This is a genomic window from Nonomuraea fuscirosea, from assembly GCF_003001935.1.
GTDB lineage: Bacteria > Actinomycetota > Actinomycetes > Streptosporangiales > Streptosporangiaceae > Nonomuraea > Nonomuraea fuscirosea.
Map to the genome: position 1 here is coordinate 557,738 of NZ_PVNG01000004.1, position 14,890 is coordinate 572,627.

Sequence of the window (14,890 nt, forward strand, 5' to 3'; positions counted from 1 at the left end):
GACGCTCCTTCTCGCTGGTCAGATCACGAACTTCTCGGGACGTACGGCGCCCGCGCGGAACCGTCCGGCGGAGAACGGGGACAGGTCCAGGCTCACGGGCAGGCCGAGCACCCGTTGCGCCAGATGCTCGCCGACGGCCGGCGACTGCTGGAAGCCGTGGCCGGAGAACCCGGTCGCGTAGTGGAAGCCGTCCACCGGGCCGGAGCCGATCATCGCGTTGGAGTCCGGGCTCATGTCGTAGTAGCCCCACCACGACGACTCGATCGGCAGCCCGGCCAGCACGGGCAGCCGCCTGACCGCGGGCTCGCCGAGGTCTTCGAGCTCGCGCTGACGGCCGCCGAAGACCATTCCAGGGCCCTCGCGGTGGAAGTAGAACCCCGACGCGAAGTCCACGGTGAGCGGGGCCGAGCCGGGGACGCCGCCGTCGCGGCCGGTGTAGTGGATCGCGCGGGCCTCGCCGTGCACGGGGAGCTCCATCCCGATGCCGCGGGCGAGCCCGGCCGAGTGCACCCCGGCGGCGCAGACCACGGTGGGGGCCGCGATCGGCCCGCCGTCGGTGTCGACCCCGGTGATCCGGCCGTCCTCGGCGCGGACGGCGGTGACCGCGCGCCCGGTCTCGACGCGGACGCCGAGCCGCCGTGCCGCCGTCGCGTACCCCTGCACCACCGCCTCCGGCGTCGCGTATCCCTCGCTCGGGCAGAACGTGGCCCCCACGAGGTCGTCCGTGGCCAGCTGCGGGACGAACTCGCGCACCGCCGCCACGTCCACCAGTTCGCTGGGGATGCCGAGGCCCTGCTGCACGCCTACCGCCCGGCGGAAGGCGTCGAGGTCGGCGGCGGAGCTGAGCAGGAACAGGTAACCCACCTGCTTGAAGCCGATCGGCACGCCGGTGAGCTCCTCGAAGCGCAGGAACTCCGCCAGCGAGCGGCGTACGAGCAGGGAGTTGAGCGCGTCGGCGTGCTGCAGCCGGATCCCACCGGCGGCCTTGCCGGTCGAGCCCGAGCCCAGCGCGTCCGCTTCGAGCAGGACGACGTCCGTGCAGCCGGCCGCGGCGAGGTGGTAGGCCGTGCTGGTCCCGACGCAACCGCCACCGATGACCACGACCTCGGCTGTCCGCATCCAGCCCTCCTCATCGGATCCGAAAAGGCATGATCGAGCCTAGATCGGTGGTATAGCCGCTGTAAAGCGCGAACTCTTGGATCCGAGAAGTCAGAATAGTGACACCACCGGAACCGGCACCCTAGCGGCGACCGGGCCGGGGGAGGAGAGCCGTAGGCTTGGCCCCGATCGGGGGCGATCACGACCAGGGAAGGGGAGCCGCGCGTGACGGCAGACCGGGTGCGGACGGACACCGGCGGCGATCCGGCGGCCACCACGAAGGCCGACCAGATCGCGCAGGCCATCGAGGAAATGATCATCGCCGGCCGCCTCGCCCCCGGCACGGTGCTGCGCCAGGACGAGCTGTCGCACCGCTTCGGCGTCAGCCGCACCCCGATCAGGGAGGCGCTGCGGCAGCTCGCGGCCATGGGCCTGGTGTCGTTCACGCCCAACCGCGGCGTACGGGTGCGCGCGCTCGACCGTGACGAATGGGCGCAGACGTTCCTGGCCAGAGCCGCCCTGGAGGGCGCCGCCGCCGAACTGGCCGCCCAGCGCATGACGGACGCAGGACTGGCCGAGCTGGACGCGGCGAACGCCGAGTTCGGCCGGCAGACGGCGCTCCTGCGCGACCCCGGGGTCCCGGCGGCCGAGCGGGAACGCGCCTCGTTCGCCTGGATCGCCGCCAACGAGGACTTCCACACCACGATCATCAGAGCCGCGGGCGCGCCCCTGTTCGAGCGGCTGATCGCCGGGTTGCGGCGGGTCTTCTCCGGCGAGGCCCTGTGGGCGCCCGGCTCACCCGCCGACCGCCTCTACGAGACCAACGTGCGCCAGCACGAGGCGATCCGCCACGCCCTCGCCGTACGCAACGGCCCGGCCGCCCGCATCCTGGTCCAGGACCACATCATGGACTCCTGGCGGCTCCTGCAGGCCGTCCTGGACGAGCCACCCATCTGACGCCTCCCGCCCGAGAAGCACGTCAAACCGAAGAGACGCGGATCAGACGGGCGAAACGCAGGCCGTCAGCCCCCGGTGCGCACGGTTGGCGTCGATGAGCAGGTCGAGTGCTTCGCGAGCCCGCCCGAGCTCCCGCATGTGCCGGTCGATCCGCTCGCGCTCCTGGACCAGCCGCTCGAACGCCTCGTCGCTGGTCTTCTCACTGGGCGACTCGACGCACGGCAGCACCTCGGCGATCGTCCGGCTGGACAGCCCGGCCGCGTAGAGACGCTGGATGAACCGTACCCGCTCGACCTCCTTGTCGGTGTAGCGGCGCTGCCCGCTGGCACTGCGCGTGCTGCTCAGCAGACCCTGCTCCTCGTAGTACCGCAGAGACCGCACACTCACCCCGGCCTGCGACGCCAGCTCACCGATCCGCATCGCCCATTCCTTCCAGAGGGGATCCCCGTCAGAAACTCGCGTCTGACGTCAATGTCAGGGTCCAGCGTAACCGCCGCTGTCGCCGGCGTCGGTCCGCGCCGAGCTGTCGCGCTGGGGTTCTCTCTGAGACAGGCGGTCACGCAGGGACGCGACGACCTGGAGCTGATGGTCGAGAAGTTCGCCGTGACCGGCACGGACGGGCTGGAGGTGCTGCTCCGGCACGCCGAGCCCGGCTCACGTTCAGCCCGCGCGCTGGAGACGCTGGGCGAGCGCCCTCTCCCGTGAGCGACGCCGGCCCGATGACGACGCGTCGATCCCGGGCGGTGGTCAGGCGCTGGCCGCGGCTCGCCAGCGGTCGAGGATGGCCGCGTCGTCGGTGTCGCCGCGCCAGGCCGCCTCTTCCGGGACGGCGAACGGCAGCCAGTCTCCGTAGTCGGGGGCGCCGGGGGTGATGTCGCGGGTGCAGTCGACGCGGGTGCCGTCGGGCAGGGTGATCGGCTCGATGACGCGAAGAACTCCGCCGGTCAGCATGAGGGCGGTCATGAGGGGCGTCCCTTCCGTCTCGCACGTCACCTTTCCCCGCTCAGCATAGCGCGGGCCCGCGAACGCGGGGGAGTGGCGGGCCATCAGCCGATCCCGTACCGGCCGGCCAGCCAGGTGTAGGCCTGCTGGGCGGCGTGCTCGTCGCCGAACAGGCCGATCAGCCGGCGGGCCCGGCGGGTGAGCACGCAGGCGAAGGCCTCGGCGAAGAGTTCGGCGGCGTCCTCGCGGTAGGGCGGCGGCAGGTGGCGGGCGCGTACGGCGTGCAGCCCGGCCCAGGTCTCGCCCCGCGACGGCATGCCGTCCAGGTGGTCGGTGGCGTGGCCGAGTTCGTGGCCGGCCACGCTGACGGAGGGGGAGGGCGTGCTGCCCACGCCGATGCGGCGCCGGTGCGGGTCGTAGACGCCGGCGCTGCGCTCCCAGCCGCCCTGCTGGACCGGCAGGGGCACCCCGCGCAGCGCCTCGAAGCCGGGCAGGTCCGGTACGGCGCCGGGCCCGACGACGATCCCGCCGTCGAGGTGGGTGGCCAGGCGGGTGCCCAGCGGGCGCGGCACCGCGCTGAACGTCATGATCGCCAGCAGGACGGCGGCCGGCGGGAAGGTGCCGGGGAACCAGGCGCGGGTCAGGCGGTGTTCGAGCGCGCCGACGTGCAGCCAGCCCGGCCGTCCTCTGCTCTGGCTGGGCACACCCGTCTCCCTGATGAGTCGCTGGGACGGCGGCCGGGCCGGCTCCGTCCGCCGCCCGGTCGCATGACGTAAATCTACAAAGTAAAGGCGCTCGATTTCTACGGTTTGCCCTTTTTCGCCCCTCAAAAGACCACCCATTCCGTCGACGACACCGGATGATCATCTCAATCGGTGAGAGCGGTCGCGACGTGAACGCGGCCGGCGGGAGAAGCGGCGGGCATCGCATGGTGGCGCCTGGCGGGCATCGCATGGTGGTGCCGCCTGCGGGTGAGGGGCTCGTCACCACCTTGTCACCTTACTTTGCGTGCTCATCGAGTTACGTTCGGTGAGTGAGCTCCGGAGTTCCGGAGCGGAGGCGAAGGTGAGGTGGCGGGTGCGTCTGACCCCGCACGAACAGGAACGGCTGATGATCCACGTGGCCGCGGACGTGGCCCGCAAGCGGATGGAACGCGGGGTTCTGCTCAATTACCCCGAGGCGGTCGCGATCCTGACGGCGTACGTCCTGGAGGGCGCGCGCGACGGCGTGTCGGTGGCGAAGCTGATGGAGATGCCGGCGCCGGTGCTCAAGGGTTCGCAGGTGATGGACGGGGTGGCGGAGATGATCCGCGACCTGCAGATCGAGGCGACCTTCCCCGACGGCACGAAGATGGTCACGTTGCGTGATCCGATTCCGGCGACGACGAGGGAGGCGGGGCGGGTTCGTCCGGGGCGGGTGGATCATCCGGTCGACGCGGGGCCGGTGGCGTTCAACGTGGGTCGTGAGGTGACGACGGTGCGGGTGACCAATACCGATGATCGTCCCGTTCAGGTGGGTTCGCACTTTCACTTCTTCGAGGTGAACGCGGTGCTTCTCATCGAGCCTGGTCGTGATGCCGCGTATGGCAGGCGGCTGCATGTCCCGGCCGGCAGTTCGGTGCGTTTCGAGCCGAATTGTCCGCTCGACGTGCAGTTGGTGCCGCTGGAGGGCCGCCGGGTCGTCGAGGGCCTGAACGGGAAGGTCGGGGGTGAGCTGGATGCTTGACGAGACGGCGCCCGAGCTGCCGGCGCCGGTCGACGAACGGCATCTGCCGCTGAGCCGGGAGCGCTACGCCGACCGGTTCGGCCCGACGACCGGGGATCGGATCCGGCTGGCGGACACCGATCTGCGGATCGAGGTCACCGAGGACTGGTGCGGTGGTCCTGGCCGCAGCGGGAACGAGGCCATCTTCGGCGGGGGGAAGGTGATCAGGGAGTCGATGGGGCAGTCGTGCGCGCCGCGTGATCCGGCGCGGTTCGGTGCTCCGCTGCCGCCGGACACGGTCATCACCGGTGCGGTGGTGCTGGATCACTGGGGGGTGGTGAAGGCGGATGTGGCCGTTCGTGACGGCCGGATCGTGGCGCTGGGCAAGGCGTACAACGACGAGACGATGGATCGGCTGCATGACGGGCATGCGGTGGCGACGGACTTCGTGATCGGCCCGGAGACGGAGGTGATCTCGGGGAACGGCAAGATCCTCACGGCGGGCGGGGTGGACACGCATGTGCACTTCATCTGTCCTGAGCAGGTGAGCGAGGCGCTGGCGTCGGGGGTGACGACGCTGATCGGCGGGGGCACGGGTCCGGCGGAGGGCAGTACGGCGACGACGGTGACGCCGGGGTCCTGGCATGTGGCGCGGTTGTTCGAGGCGCTGGACGCCTTCCCGGTCAACGTGGGGTTGCTGGGCAAGGGCAGCACGATGTCCGCGGAGTCGCTGTTCAACCAGGTGGAGGGGGGTGTACTGGGGCTCAAGATCCATGAGGACTGGGGTGCGACTCCGGCGGTGCTGCGGCGGTGCCTGGAGGTGTGCCGGGCGACGGGGGTGCAGCTGGCTCTGCACGCCGATTCCCTGAACGAGGCCGGGACCGTGGGCGACACGATCGCGGCCATCGGTGATGATCCGATTCACGTCTTCCATGTGGAGGGCGCGGGTGGTGGTCACGCTCCTGACATGATCAGGATGGCGGGGCTGGCGAACGTGCTGCCGGCTTCGACGAATCCGACGCGGCCGTTCACCGTGAACACGGTGCCCGAGCACATCGACATGGTGATGATCTGTCATCATCTGAATCCGCTGGTGGAGGAGGATCAGCGGTTCGCCGAGTCGCGGATCCGGCCGGCCACGATGGCGGCGGAGGATGTGCTGCACGATCTGGGGGCGATCTCGATCATGTCGTCGGACGCGCAGGCGATGGGCCGGATCGGCGAGATGATCATGCGGACGTGGCAGACCGCGCATGTGATGAAGGCGCGGCGCGGTCCGCTGGAGGGTGATTCGGGGCGGGCGGACAACCTCAGGGCGCGCCGCTATGTCGCGAAATATACGATCAATCCGGCTGTCGCGCACGGCATCGACCACGAGGTGGGGTCGGTGGAGGTGGGCCGGCTCGCCGACCTGGTGTTGTGGGAGCCGAAGTTCTTCGGGGTCAGGCCGCATCGGGTGATCAAGGGCGGGCAGATCGCCTACGCCCAGGTCGGGGACGCCAGTGCCTCCATCACCACGCCGCAGCCGGTGCTGCCGCGCCCGGTGTGGGGCGCCGTGGGCCGCGCGCCGGCGGCGAACTCGGTCAACTTCGTGACGGGGGCCGCGATCGCGGCCGGTCTGCCGGAGCGGGTGGGGGCGGGTAAGCGGTTCGCCGCCATCCGTGACACGCGCAAGGTGTTCAAGAAGGACATGCGGCACAACGACGCCGTGCCGCGGATCGAGGTCGATCCGGACACGTACGAGGTGGTGATCGACGGGGAGGCCGTCGATCACCGGCAGTACGCGACCGTGTTGCCGATGGCGCAGCGGTACTTCCTGTTCTGACTGTTCCGAGCGTGGCTGCCGCGGGGGAGGGGTGCGCCTGATGAGTCGTGCCGCGTTGCTGATGCTGGCCGATGGCCGTTTTCCGGCCGGTGGGCACGCTCATTCGGGTGGCGCCGAGGCGGCGGTGGCGGCCGGGCGGGTGCGCGACGCGGCGGGCCTGCGGGAGTTCTGTCGTGGCCGGTTGCACACGAGCGGGCTGGTCGCGGCGGGTCTGGCCGCGGCTGCGGCGGCCGGTGCCGATCCGCTCGTGCTGGAGGAGGCGGCGGACGCCCGTACTCCCGCGCCCGCGCTGCGGCGGGTGGCGCGCGTGCTGGGGCGGCAGTTGCTGCGGGCCGTCCGGGTGACCTGGCCGTCGGCCGAGCTGGACGCCCTGGCCGTGGCGCGGCCGGGTGGCGCGCACCAGTGCGTGGTGCTCGGGGTGGCCGGCCGGTCTGCGGGGCTGAGTCCGCTGGACGTGGCTCATGTGGCGGCTTACGAGAGCGTCAGCGGGCCGGCCGCGGCGACGGTGCGGCTGCTCGGTCTCGATCCGTTCGAGGCGGCCGGGGTGCTGGCCGGGCTGGCCGCCGAGGTCGATCAGGTCGCGGGCCGGGCCGCCGGGGCCGCGCGGCGGGTGCGGGCCGAGGGGGTGGCGGTGCTGCCCGCCGTCTCCGCGCCGCTGCTGGACATCGCGGCCGAGCGGCATGCCGTCCGGCGGGTGCGGTTGTTCGCCTCGTGATCTGCGCCGTGCTGCCGGGTTCTGCTCTTCGACGAGATGACGGGAGTGTCATGCATCTGCACCATGACAGGGCCGAGGATGCTTCTCCGGGCGATGATGGTCGCCGGGCGCTGCGGGTGGGGTTGGGCGGGCCGGTCGGTTCCGGGAAGACCGCGACGGTCGCCGGGCTGTGCCGGGCGCTGCGGGCGCGGTGGTCGATCGCGGTGGTCACCAACGACATCTACACCTGTGAGGACGCGGAGTTCCTGCTGCGCGAGGCCGTGCTGCCGGCGGAGCGGATCAGGGCGGTGGAGACGGGCGCCTGCCCGCACACGGCGATCCGCGATGACATCTCGGCGAATCTGGAGGCGGTGGAGGAGCTGGAGGAGCGGCTGGGGCCGCTGGATCTGATCCTCATCGAGTCGGGTGGTGACAATCTGACGGCGACCTTCTCCCGGGGGCTGGTCGACGCGCAGATCTTCGTCATCGACGTCGCCGGTGGCGATGACATCCCGCGTAAGGGGGGTCCTGGTGTGACGGCCTCCGATCTGCTCGTCATCAACAAGACGGATCTGGCGCCGTACGTCGGGGCGGATCTGGAGGTGATGGCGCGTGACGCGGCGGCGGCGCGGGGCGGGTTGCCGGTCGCCTTCACCGCGCTCAAGGGCGAGGACGGGGTCAGGCCGGTGGCGGACTGGGTGCTGGGGCTGCTGGCCGCCCGCTCGTCCGCTCCGGCATGACCGTCGCGGGCGAGGCCGGGACGGGGGTGCGGGCGACGGCCCGGATCAGGGCGGTCCGTGCTGGTGCGGATACCGTGCTCGCCGTCCTGCACGGTGCGGGGCCGTTCGATCTGCGCCGTAATCGTGCGTACGGGAGGCAGGCGCGGGTGTGCGTGCTCGGCGCGATGTGCGCTCCGCTGGGCGGTGACCGGCTGCGGATCGAGGCGGTCGTCGAGCGGGAGGCGCGGCTGCGGGTGACGACCGCTGGCGCGACCATCGCGCTGCGGGGTCCCACGCGCGGGCCCGCCACCTATGACGTGCGGCTGGTGGTGGGAGAGCGGGGGAGCCTGGACTGGCTGCCCGAGCCGGTGATCTCGGCGGCCGGCAGCCATCTGCGTCAGAGCTGTGTGGCGGACGTGGCGGAGACCGCGCGGCTGGTCCTGCGGGAGGAGCAGGTTCTCGGCCGGGCGGGGGAGGGGCCGGGCCGGTTGTCGTCGCGGTTGACGGTCAGGTGCGGCGGGCGGTTGCTGCTGGATCAGCAGGCCGGTTACGGGCCGGACGTGCCCGGCTGGGACGGTCCCGCGGTGCTGGCCGGTCATCGGGCGGCGGGTCAGTTGCTGATCGTCGATCCGGCGTTCGCCGCCGGGCCGGCGCAGGTGCGCTCGTTCGGCGATGAGCCGGCGGGCGGGCTGGCCGTGCTGGTTCCGCTGGCCGGGCCGGGCGTCCTGGTCACCGCGGTGGCGCCGGACTCGCTGCGGTTGCGGCGGCTGCTCGACGAGGCCGGTCGCGTCGGCGGGCAGACACCTGGCATGAGTTGAGCGTTCCAGGGTGCTCGTCACTCTCCGTGCATATACGTTTCCCCAATGGAGTTGTTCACCCCGACGCTGGACTGGAGTTCCGAGGTCTGGGCATCGCTGGTGTGGATCGCCACGGCGTGGGCGATCGCGGCGGTGTGCACCCTGGCGGTCCTGGTGCTGGTCGGGCTCTTCACGACGTGGGGCAGGCAGTTCTGGCGTATCACCGGCGGTTACTTCACCGGTCGCGGGAGCGTCAGGGTGTGGCTCTGGCTGGCCGTCCTGTTGCTGTCGGTGGTCGCCGGTGTCCGGCTGGACGTTCTGTTCAGCTATCAGGGCAATGACATGTTGTCCAGCCTTCAGGTGGCGGTGCAGGGCATGGCCGTGCACGAGCAGGCGGTGAAGGCGTCCGGGGAGCGCGGGTTCTGGACCTCTCTGGCGATCTTCTGCGTCCTGGCGGCGATACACATCGCCCGGTTGCTGCTGGATCTGTTCCTGTTGCAACGGTTCGTGCTGGCCTGGCGGGTGTGGCTGACCGACCGGCTGACGGGGGACTGGCTGGAGGGCAGGGCGTACTACCGGTCGCGGTTCATCGACGACACGATCGACAATCCGGATCAGCGGATCCAGTCCGACATCGACCTGGTCACCGCCGGGTACGGGCCGCTGCCGAACCTGCCGAGCAACGGGGGGACGGCCAACACGCTGCTGTTCGGGGGGATCTCCGCGGTGACGTCGATGGTGTCGTTCACGGCGATCCTGTGGAACCTGTCGGGTACGCTGTCGATCTTCGGGCTGGACATTCCCCGGGCGATGTTCTGGATCGGCCTGGTCTACGTCGTCATCGCGACGGCGGTGGCGTTCTGGATCGGGCGGCCGATCATCTGGCTGGCCTTCCGCAACGAGAAGTTCAACGCGGCGTTCCGGTACGCGCTGGTGCGGCTGCGGGACGCGGCGGAGGCGGTGGCGTTCTACCGTGGCGAGGTGGCCGAGCGTTCGGGGTTGCGGCGGTTGTTCGCGCCTGTGGTGAGCAACTACAAGCGGTATCTGAACCGGACGATCGGGTTCAACGGCTGGAATTACGCGATCAGTCAGAGCATCGTGCCGTTGCCCTATCTGCTGCAGGCGCCGCGGTTGTTCGCGGGGGAGCTGCGGCTGGGGGATCTGACGCAGTCGGCGTCGGCGTTCAACTCGATCCAGGGCGGGCTGTCGTTCTTCCGTAACGCCTATGACGCGTTCGCCGGGTACCGGGCGGCGATCATCCGGTTGCACGGTCTGGTCGTGGCGGATGAGGAGGCGCGGGCGCTGCCGGAGGTGACGACGCTGCCGTGTGCCGACGGGACGGTGGCGCTGAAGGACGTCGAGGTGCGCACCCCTGACGGGCGGCAGCTGATCAAGCCGCTGGATCTGCGGCTGGAGGTGGGGGACACGCTGGTGGTGACGGGGCCGTCCGGCAGCGGCAAGACGACGTTGCTGCGGAGCCTGGCCGAGTTGTGGCCGTTCACCAGTGGCACGCTGACGCGGCCGTGCGGGCCGGAGGAGACGATGTTCCTGTCGCAGTTGCCGTACGTGCCGCTGGGCGATCTGCGTGCGGTGGTCTCCTATCCGGGCAAGCCGGACGCCTTCGGCGACGAGACGCTGCGCGGGACGCTGGAGAAGGTGGCGCTGCCGCATCTGGTGGGCCGGCTGGACGAGGTGCAGGACTGGGCGAAGGTGCTGTCGCCGGGGGAGCAGCAGCGGATCGCGTTCGCGCGGATCCTGCTGACGCGGCCGAAGGTGGTGTTCCTGGACGAGTCGACGTCGGCGCTGGACGAGGGGCTGGAGTTCGAGCTGTATCGGCTGGTGCGGACGGAGTTGCCGGACACCATCGTGGTCAGCGTCAGTCACCGTTCGACGGTCGAGCAGCATCACACGCACGAGCTGGAGCTGCTCGGGCGGGGTGAGTGGCGGTTCGGGCCGCTGGGGGACGGCGCGCAGGAGCCGGCTCCGGCGTGACGGGGCCCTGGCGTGTCGGGGTCGTCGTCCGGTACGGGTGGTGCATGACGTACGAGATTCGTCCCGTCGCGGTCGTGGAGTCGTCCCTGGCGGATCCGGCGGTGGCGCCGAAGCAGGGGGTGGAGGGCGCGCCCGAGGCCTGGCTGCGGTTCGATCCGGCGGTGGCCGGTGGGATCGGTGATCTGGCGGCGGGTGACGAGGTGTTCGTGCTGACCTGGTTGCATCTCGCCGACCGGTCCGTGCTCGCCGTGCATCCGCGCGACGACGCGCGCAATCCGCTGACGGGGGTGTTCAGCACCCGTTCCGCCGACCGGCCGAACCCGATCGGGTTGCACCGCGTGCGGGTGGTGGCGGTCGACGGGCTGCGGGTGCGGGTGGCCGGTCTGGAGGCCGTGGACGGCACGCCGGTCGTCGATGTGAAGCCGGTGCTGGACGCGGCGCGCTGAGCCCCGGTCCCTCAGGGTCTCTGGTCGATGAAGGCGGTGACGCCTTCGTACGCGGCCTGCGCGGCCTGGCCGGTGGTCTCGTACTCCAGGGGCAGCAGGCCGTTCGGCGTCGCCTCGTGCCGGGTTTCCTCGTCGGGGGAGCCGGGGCCCTGGGTGACGCCGTCGAGCGTGACGAACTGGAGCGGGGCGATCCTCATCGTGCCGCGCTCTCGGCGAGGGCGGCCAGCTGGGCGGTGACCGTGCCCCAGCCGTCGGCGAAGCCGAGCTTGTCGTGGTGGGCGCGCGACTCCGGGTCGCCGTGGCGGACCAGGACGCGGTAGTCGGTGCCGTCGGGGTGGTCGGCGAACGTGATCATGGCGGTCATGGCGACCGGGGCGGGGCCGGCGGGGCGCCAGTCGCTGGTGATCGCGTTGGTGAAGACGATCCGTTCGAGCTCGTCCACGGCGAGGAAGCAGGCGTCGAGGTGCGGGACGAACTCCGTGCCGCCCTCGCTCATACGGGTCACGAAGGCGCCTCCGGGCCGGGGGTCCAGGCGGTCGACCCGGCAGGTGAGCGGGGCGGGGATCCACCACCGTTCCAGCCGGGCGGGGTCGGTCCAGGCGTTCCAGACGGTCGCGCGCGGGGCGCGGATGACGCGCTCCAGGGCGAGGTCGAGGTCGGGGTTCACGGCGTGTTCTCCTGCGGGTCGGTGACGAATCGTTCGAGGCGGTCGGTGTGGTCCTGCCAGAGGCGGCGCTGTTCTTCGAGCCAGTCGTGCAGGAGGGTGAGGCGGTCGCGGTTGAGCACGCAGGTGCGGACGCGGCCGGACTTCGTGGTGTGGATGAGGCCGTTGGCCTCGAGGGTGCGGACGTGCTTCATGAACGAGGGGAGGGTCATCGGGAACTCGCGGGCGAGGTCGCCGACGCTCGTGGGCCCGTGGCCGAGGCGGCGCACGACGGCGCGCCGGGTGGGGTCGGCGAGGGCGACGAAGACGCCGTCCAGCTGCGCCGAATAGTGTGCCATGCGGCTAAGTGTTGCGGATGGGCGATGGTTAGCGCAAGGGCTAAGTGTTGGTCGCGGCCGTGCCACGCGTCGTCGCCGGGCCGTGCTGCCGGGCTGAGCCGGTGAGCTGCGGTGGCGCCTGATGGCGGCCGCGGGCGCTTGCGTAGGGTGGGCGGCGTGAGCGAGACAGTGAACGTGCGGCGTGTCGGCGTCATCGGGGTCGGGGAGATCGGCCGGGCCATCGTGACGGGCCTGTGCGAGGGAGCCGATGATCCGCCCGAGGTGTTCCTGTCGCCCCGCGGTGCCCGTACGGCCGCCGAGTTGTCCGGGCTTTATCACAGCGTGCGGGTGTGCGCCGGTAACCAGGAGGTGGTGGACCGGTCCGAGCTGGTGATCATCGCCGTGCGTCCGCGTGACCGGCACGAGGCGCTGGCGGGACTGCGCGTGGACGACGGCACGATCGTGGTGAACCTGATGGCCGGGGTCGGTGACGACGAGCTGCGCCGGATCCTCGGCACCGGTGCTCCGCTGGTGCGGGCCATCCCGTTGCCCGCCGTCCGTGAACGCGACTCCGTCACGGTGACGTGCCCGGCCCATCCCGCGGTGGAGGCCCTCTTCGCGCGCCTGGGCGGGACCCTGCCGGTCGAGGACGAGGCCGCGTTCAACGTGTTCTCCGCCCTGACGGGGACGCTGACCACCCATTTCGGATACCTCGCCGCGCTCACGTCGTGGGCCGTCGGTCACGGCGTTCCGGCCGAGGTGGCCTCCCGTTATGTGCGCGGCCTGTTCCAGGGCGTCGGGCGTGCGCTGGGTGATGAGAGCCGGTCGCTGCAGCAGCTGGCCGCCGACCACGAGACTCCGAACGGAAGCAACGAACGCGTCCGCACCACCTGGTTCTCCCCGGCCAACAGCGCGGCCCTGGACCGGGTCCTCGACGACCTGCTCGCCGACCTCTCCCGGCCGGCGGACGGATCCGGCGAGGCTGCGGACGGTCAGGAGAAGCGCCGGCCCTCGTCACGCCGGTAGGCCCAGGCGGCGGCGGCCGCCATGGCGGCGGTCCAGACGGCCAGCATGACCAGCGACAGCGCGCTCGGCCGGGCATCGGCGATCGCCCACCAGATCAGCTCGGCCGCGCCCCTGGTCGGCACGTACGAGGACACGTCCTGCACGAATCGCGGCAGGACCTGGGGCGGGAGCAGCAGCCCGCCGAGGATGGCCATCGGGAAGAACAGCAACTGCGACACCGCCATGGCCGCCTTGGACGCCAGCCTGAAGCCGACGAACAGCCCCATCAGCATGAACGGCACCACGCCCGCGACCAGCGCGCCGAACCCGAGCAGCAGCCGGGCCGGGGTGATCGCCGCCTCCGTGAACAGCGCCGCCACCACCAGCACGGGGATCACCGAGATGAGCATCACGGCGAGCGTGGCGAGGATCCGCCCGGCGAAACGCGGCAGCGGGCCGGCGGGCAGGGTGCGCAGGTACGGGTTCCACGGCAGCTCGCGCTCCTGCGCGACCGAGTTGCCCAGGCCGATGAGCGCGGCCGACATGGCGCCGAAGAACATCAGCGAGCCCGTCGCCGTCGTCGCGGCCACCGGATCCCGGCCCGCGAACGGCACCACGAACGCCACCATCGAGATGGCCGGGAAGAACGCGCTGGCCAGGATGGCGATCGGCACCCTGATCTGCTCGATCAGCAGGTAGCGGGTGTGGGCGAGGACCAGGCTGGGCATCGAGGTCTCCTTCGGGGCGGGGGCGGGGGCGGGGGCGGGGGCGAGGTGGGTTCGCGCGCTCCGGTTCGGGGCGGGGGCCGGGCTAGGCATGCGCGGCCGGTTCCGCGGTGAGGGCGAGGAAGGCCTCCTCCAGGGTGGCCGGTCTGATCTCCAGGCCGGAGAACGGCGCCCCGCTGCGTACCAGCGCCACGACCAGCCGATCGGGATCGCTCACGACCAGGTCGAACCGGTCGCCCGCGCGTTCAGCGGCGAGCACGCCCGGCAACTCGGGCAGCCGGTCGGCGACGAGGGAGACGCGCCGGGTGCCGACCATGCCGCGCACGGCCCCCACGGTGTCGTCGGCCAGCACGCGGCCGGAGCCGACGACCAGGACCCGCTCGGCCAGCGCCTCGATCTCCTCCAGGTAGTGGCTGGTCAGCAGCACGGTGCCGCCCTCCTCGTGGAAGGACCTGATGCCGTCCCACAACGCCCGCCTGGCCTCGACGTCCAGGCCGGTGGTCGGCTCGTCGAGGAACACCAGCCGCGGCCGGCCGGCGAACGCCAGCGCCACGGCCAGCCGCCGCCGCTGCCCGCCGGACAGGCCGCCGACCTGCCGCCTGGCCAGGTCACCGAGCCCGAACCTGGCCAGCAGCTCCGGCGTCCCGACCCGGTCGGGGAAGTGCGCGGAGACGAAGTCGGTGATCTCGCCGACGCGCAGCGACTCGGGCAGCCCGGTCTCCTGGGGCGTCACGCCGATGCCGCGCCGCCTGACCGGGTCCAGCGGCGAGCCGCCGAACAGCTCGACCGTGCCGGATGTGGGACGGCGCAGCCCGGCGAACAGGTTGATCAGGGTGGACTTGCCGGCGCCGTTCGGGCCGAGCAGGCCGACCAGCTCGCCCGCCCGGAGGTCGAGCGAGACGTGGTCGAGCGCGAGCACGTCGCCGTAGCGGCGGGTGGCGTCGATCGCTCTGGCGAGGACTGTCATGTCAGCTCTCCTGTCGGGGGCGCAGGGGGCCGGTCTTT

18 protein-coding genes are annotated in these 14,890 nt (G+C 71.5%); 9 read left to right on the forward strand and 9 right to left on the reverse strand.

What is annotated here, in order from left to right:
• Positions 1 to 18: 18 nt before the first annotated feature.
• Entirely contained in the window at positions 19 to 1,119 is a 1,101-nt protein-coding gene (locus tag B0I32_RS12640) for an NAD(P)/FAD-dependent oxidoreductase (RefSeq protein WP_106238062.1), read from the reverse strand.
• Positions 1,120 to 1,323: 204 nt separating this feature from the next.
• On the opposite strand from B0I32_RS12640, the gene B0I32_RS12645 reads away from it, so the two are divergent.
• The gene (locus tag B0I32_RS12645) at positions 1,324 to 2,055 is read left to right on the forward strand and encodes a GntR family transcriptional regulator (protein WP_106238065.1); all 732 of its coding nucleotides are present in this window, start codon (positions 1,324 to 1,326) and stop codon (positions 2,053 to 2,055) included.
• A 42-nt stretch (positions 2,056 to 2,097) separates the two neighbouring features.
• On the opposite strand, the gene B0I32_RS12650 is transcribed toward B0I32_RS12645, so the two are convergent.
• The 3 genes from B0I32_RS12650 to B0I32_RS12660 form a co-directional block, all read right to left on the reverse strand.
• The gene (locus tag B0I32_RS12650; RefSeq protein WP_106238068.1) at positions 2,098 to 2,475 is read right to left on the reverse strand and encodes a MerR family transcriptional regulator; all 378 of its coding nucleotides are present in this window, start codon (positions 2,473 to 2,475) and stop codon (positions 2,098 to 2,100) included.
• A gap of 327 nt (positions 2,476 to 2,802) precedes the next feature.
• Positions 2,803 to 3,018: a hypothetical protein gene (locus B0I32_RS12655; protein ID WP_106238071.1), complete on the reverse strand. Its 216-nt coding sequence runs from the start codon at positions 3,016 to 3,018 to the stop codon at positions 2,803 to 2,805.
• 83 nt (positions 3,019 to 3,101) lie between these two features.
• Positions 3,102 to 3,701 (reverse strand): hypothetical protein, encoded by a 600-nt coding sequence (locus B0I32_RS12660; protein WP_106238073.1) that lies wholly within the window; start codon positions 3,699 to 3,701, stop codon positions 3,102 to 3,104.
• Positions 3,702 to 4,074: 373 nt separating this feature from the next.
• Between B0I32_RS12660 and B0I32_RS12665 the strand changes: the two genes are divergently transcribed.
• The 7 genes from B0I32_RS12665 to tsaA are packed head-to-tail and all read left to right on the forward strand — an operon-like array spanning position 4,075 to position 11,174.
• Positions 4,075 to 4,722 carry an urease subunit gamma gene (locus B0I32_RS12665; RefSeq protein ID WP_106238075.1) on the forward strand — a complete coding sequence of 216 codons (648 nt, stop codon included), beginning with the start codon at positions 4,075 to 4,077 and terminating at the stop codon, positions 4,720 to 4,722.
• Positions 4,715 to 6,526, forward strand: a complete 1,812-nt coding sequence (locus tag B0I32_RS12670) for an urease subunit alpha (RefSeq protein ID WP_106238077.1) — start codon at positions 4,715 to 4,717, stop codon at positions 6,524 to 6,526. The genes B0I32_RS12665 and B0I32_RS12670 overlap by 8 nt, the downstream gene beginning before the upstream one ends.
• Before the next feature lie 40 nt (positions 6,527 to 6,566).
• On the forward strand, positions 6,567 to 7,241 hold the full coding sequence (locus B0I32_RS12675) for an urease accessory protein UreF (protein WP_106238080.1): 675 nt from the start codon (positions 6,567 to 6,569) through the stop codon (positions 7,239 to 7,241).
• Positions 7,242 to 7,291: 50 nt separating this feature from the next.
• Positions 7,292 to 7,960 carry an urease accessory protein UreG gene (ureG, locus tag B0I32_RS12680; protein ID WP_106238082.1) on the forward strand — a complete coding sequence of 223 codons (669 nt, stop codon included), beginning with the start codon at positions 7,292 to 7,294 and terminating at the stop codon, positions 7,958 to 7,960.
• Positions 7,957 to 8,757 carry an urease accessory protein UreD gene (locus tag B0I32_RS12685; protein WP_106238084.1) on the forward strand — a complete coding sequence of 267 codons (801 nt, stop codon included), beginning with the start codon at positions 7,957 to 7,959 and terminating at the stop codon, positions 8,755 to 8,757. The genes ureG and B0I32_RS12685 overlap by 4 nt, the downstream gene beginning before the upstream one ends.
• Positions 8,758 to 8,802: 45 nt before the next feature.
• Complete coding sequence (locus B0I32_RS12690) at positions 8,803 to 10,728, forward strand: ABC transporter ATP-binding protein/permease (RefSeq protein ID WP_106238086.1); 1,926 nt, start codon at positions 8,803 to 8,805, stop codon at positions 10,726 to 10,728.
• Between the two features lie 44 nt (positions 10,729 to 10,772).
• On the forward strand, positions 10,773 to 11,174 hold the full coding sequence (gene tsaA, locus B0I32_RS12695) for a tRNA (N6-threonylcarbamoyladenosine(37)-N6)-methyltransferase TrmO (protein ID WP_106238323.1): 402 nt from the start codon (positions 10,773 to 10,775) through the stop codon (positions 11,172 to 11,174).
• An 11-nt stretch (positions 11,175 to 11,185) separates the two neighbouring features.
• Here tsaA and B0I32_RS12700 read toward each other — a convergent pair whose 3' ends face one another.
• The 3 genes from B0I32_RS12700 to B0I32_RS12710 are packed head-to-tail and all read right to left on the reverse strand — an operon-like array spanning position 11,186 to position 12,176.
• Positions 11,186 to 11,371, reverse strand: a complete 186-nt coding sequence (locus tag B0I32_RS12700; RefSeq protein WP_106238088.1) for a hypothetical protein — start codon at positions 11,369 to 11,371, stop codon at positions 11,186 to 11,188.
• Complete coding sequence (locus tag B0I32_RS12705) at positions 11,368 to 11,841, reverse strand: SRPBCC domain-containing protein (RefSeq protein WP_106238091.1); 474 nt, start codon at positions 11,839 to 11,841, stop codon at positions 11,368 to 11,370. The genes B0I32_RS12700 and B0I32_RS12705 overlap by 4 nt, the downstream gene beginning before the upstream one ends.
• Positions 11,838 to 12,176 (reverse strand): ArsR/SmtB family transcription factor, encoded by a 339-nt coding sequence (locus B0I32_RS12710; RefSeq protein WP_106238093.1) that lies wholly within the window; start codon positions 12,174 to 12,176, stop codon positions 11,838 to 11,840. Before B0I32_RS12710 ends, B0I32_RS12705 begins: the two co-directional genes overlap by 4 nt.
• A 156-nt stretch (positions 12,177 to 12,332) precedes the next feature.
• On the opposite strand from B0I32_RS12710, the gene B0I32_RS12715 reads away from it, so the two are divergent.
• Positions 12,333 to 13,181: an NAD(P)-binding domain-containing protein gene (locus tag B0I32_RS12715; protein WP_245955780.1), complete on the forward strand. Its 849-nt coding sequence runs from the start codon at positions 12,333 to 12,335 to the stop codon at positions 13,179 to 13,181.
• On the opposite strand, the gene B0I32_RS12720 is transcribed toward B0I32_RS12715, so the two are convergent.
• A complete protein-coding gene (locus B0I32_RS12720) occupies positions 13,148 to 13,888 on the reverse strand; it encodes an ABC transporter permease (RefSeq protein ID WP_106238095.1) in 741 nt (246 codons plus the stop codon). The two genes, B0I32_RS12715 and B0I32_RS12720, sit on opposite strands and share 34 nt — an antisense overlap.
• Before the next feature lie 82 nt (positions 13,889 to 13,970).
• Entirely contained in the window at positions 13,971 to 14,852 is an 882-nt protein-coding gene (locus tag B0I32_RS12725; protein ID WP_106238098.1) for an ABC transporter ATP-binding protein, read from the reverse strand.
• Positions 14,853 to 14,890 lie beyond the last annotated feature (38 nt).

Excerpts from the sequence above, each read along its gene's own strand:
- B0I32_RS12700 (WP_106238088.1), bottom strand. The coding sequence starts at position 11,371 with ATGAGGATCGCCCCGCTCCAGTTCGTCACGCTCGACGGCGTCACCCAG.
- B0I32_RS12690 (WP_106238086.1), top strand. The coding sequence starts at position 8,803 with ATGGAGTTGTTCACCCCGACGCTGGACTGGAGTTCCGAGGTCTGGGCA.
- B0I32_RS12675 (WP_106238080.1), top strand. The coding sequence starts at position 6,567 with ATGAGTCGTGCCGCGTTGCTGATGCTGGCCGATGGCCGTTTTCCGGCC.
- B0I32_RS12710 (WP_106238093.1), bottom strand. The coding sequence starts at position 12,176 with ATGGCACACTATTCGGCGCAGCTGGACGGCGTCTTCGTCGCCCTCGCC.
- ureG (WP_106238082.1), top strand. The coding sequence starts at position 7,292 with ATGCATCTGCACCATGACAGGGCCGAGGATGCTTCTCCGGGCGATGAT.
- B0I32_RS12650 (WP_106238068.1), bottom strand. The coding sequence starts at position 2,475 with ATGCGGATCGGTGAGCTGGCGTCGCAGGCCGGGGTGAGTGTGCGGTCT.
- B0I32_RS12640 (WP_106238062.1), bottom strand. The coding sequence starts at position 1,119 with ATGCGGACAGCCGAGGTCGTGGTCATCGGTGGCGGTTGCGTCGGGACC.
- B0I32_RS12655 (WP_106238071.1), bottom strand. The coding sequence starts at position 3,018 with ATGACCGCCCTCATGCTGACCGGCGGAGTTCTTCGCGTCATCGAGCCG.
- B0I32_RS12725 (WP_106238098.1), bottom strand. The coding sequence starts at position 14,852 with ATGACAGTCCTCGCCAGAGCGATCGACGCCACCCGCCGCTACGGCGAC.
- B0I32_RS12720 (WP_106238095.1), bottom strand. The coding sequence starts at position 13,888 with ATGCCCAGCCTGGTCCTCGCCCACACCCGCTACCTGCTGATCGAGCAG.
- B0I32_RS12670 (WP_106238077.1), top strand. The coding sequence starts at position 4,715 with ATGCTTGACGAGACGGCGCCCGAGCTGCCGGCGCCGGTCGACGAACGG.
- B0I32_RS12685 (WP_106238084.1), top strand. The coding sequence starts at position 7,957 with ATGACCGTCGCGGGCGAGGCCGGGACGGGGGTGCGGGCGACGGCCCGG.
- tsaA (WP_106238323.1), top strand. The coding sequence starts at position 10,773 with ATGACGTACGAGATTCGTCCCGTCGCGGTCGTGGAGTCGTCCCTGGCG.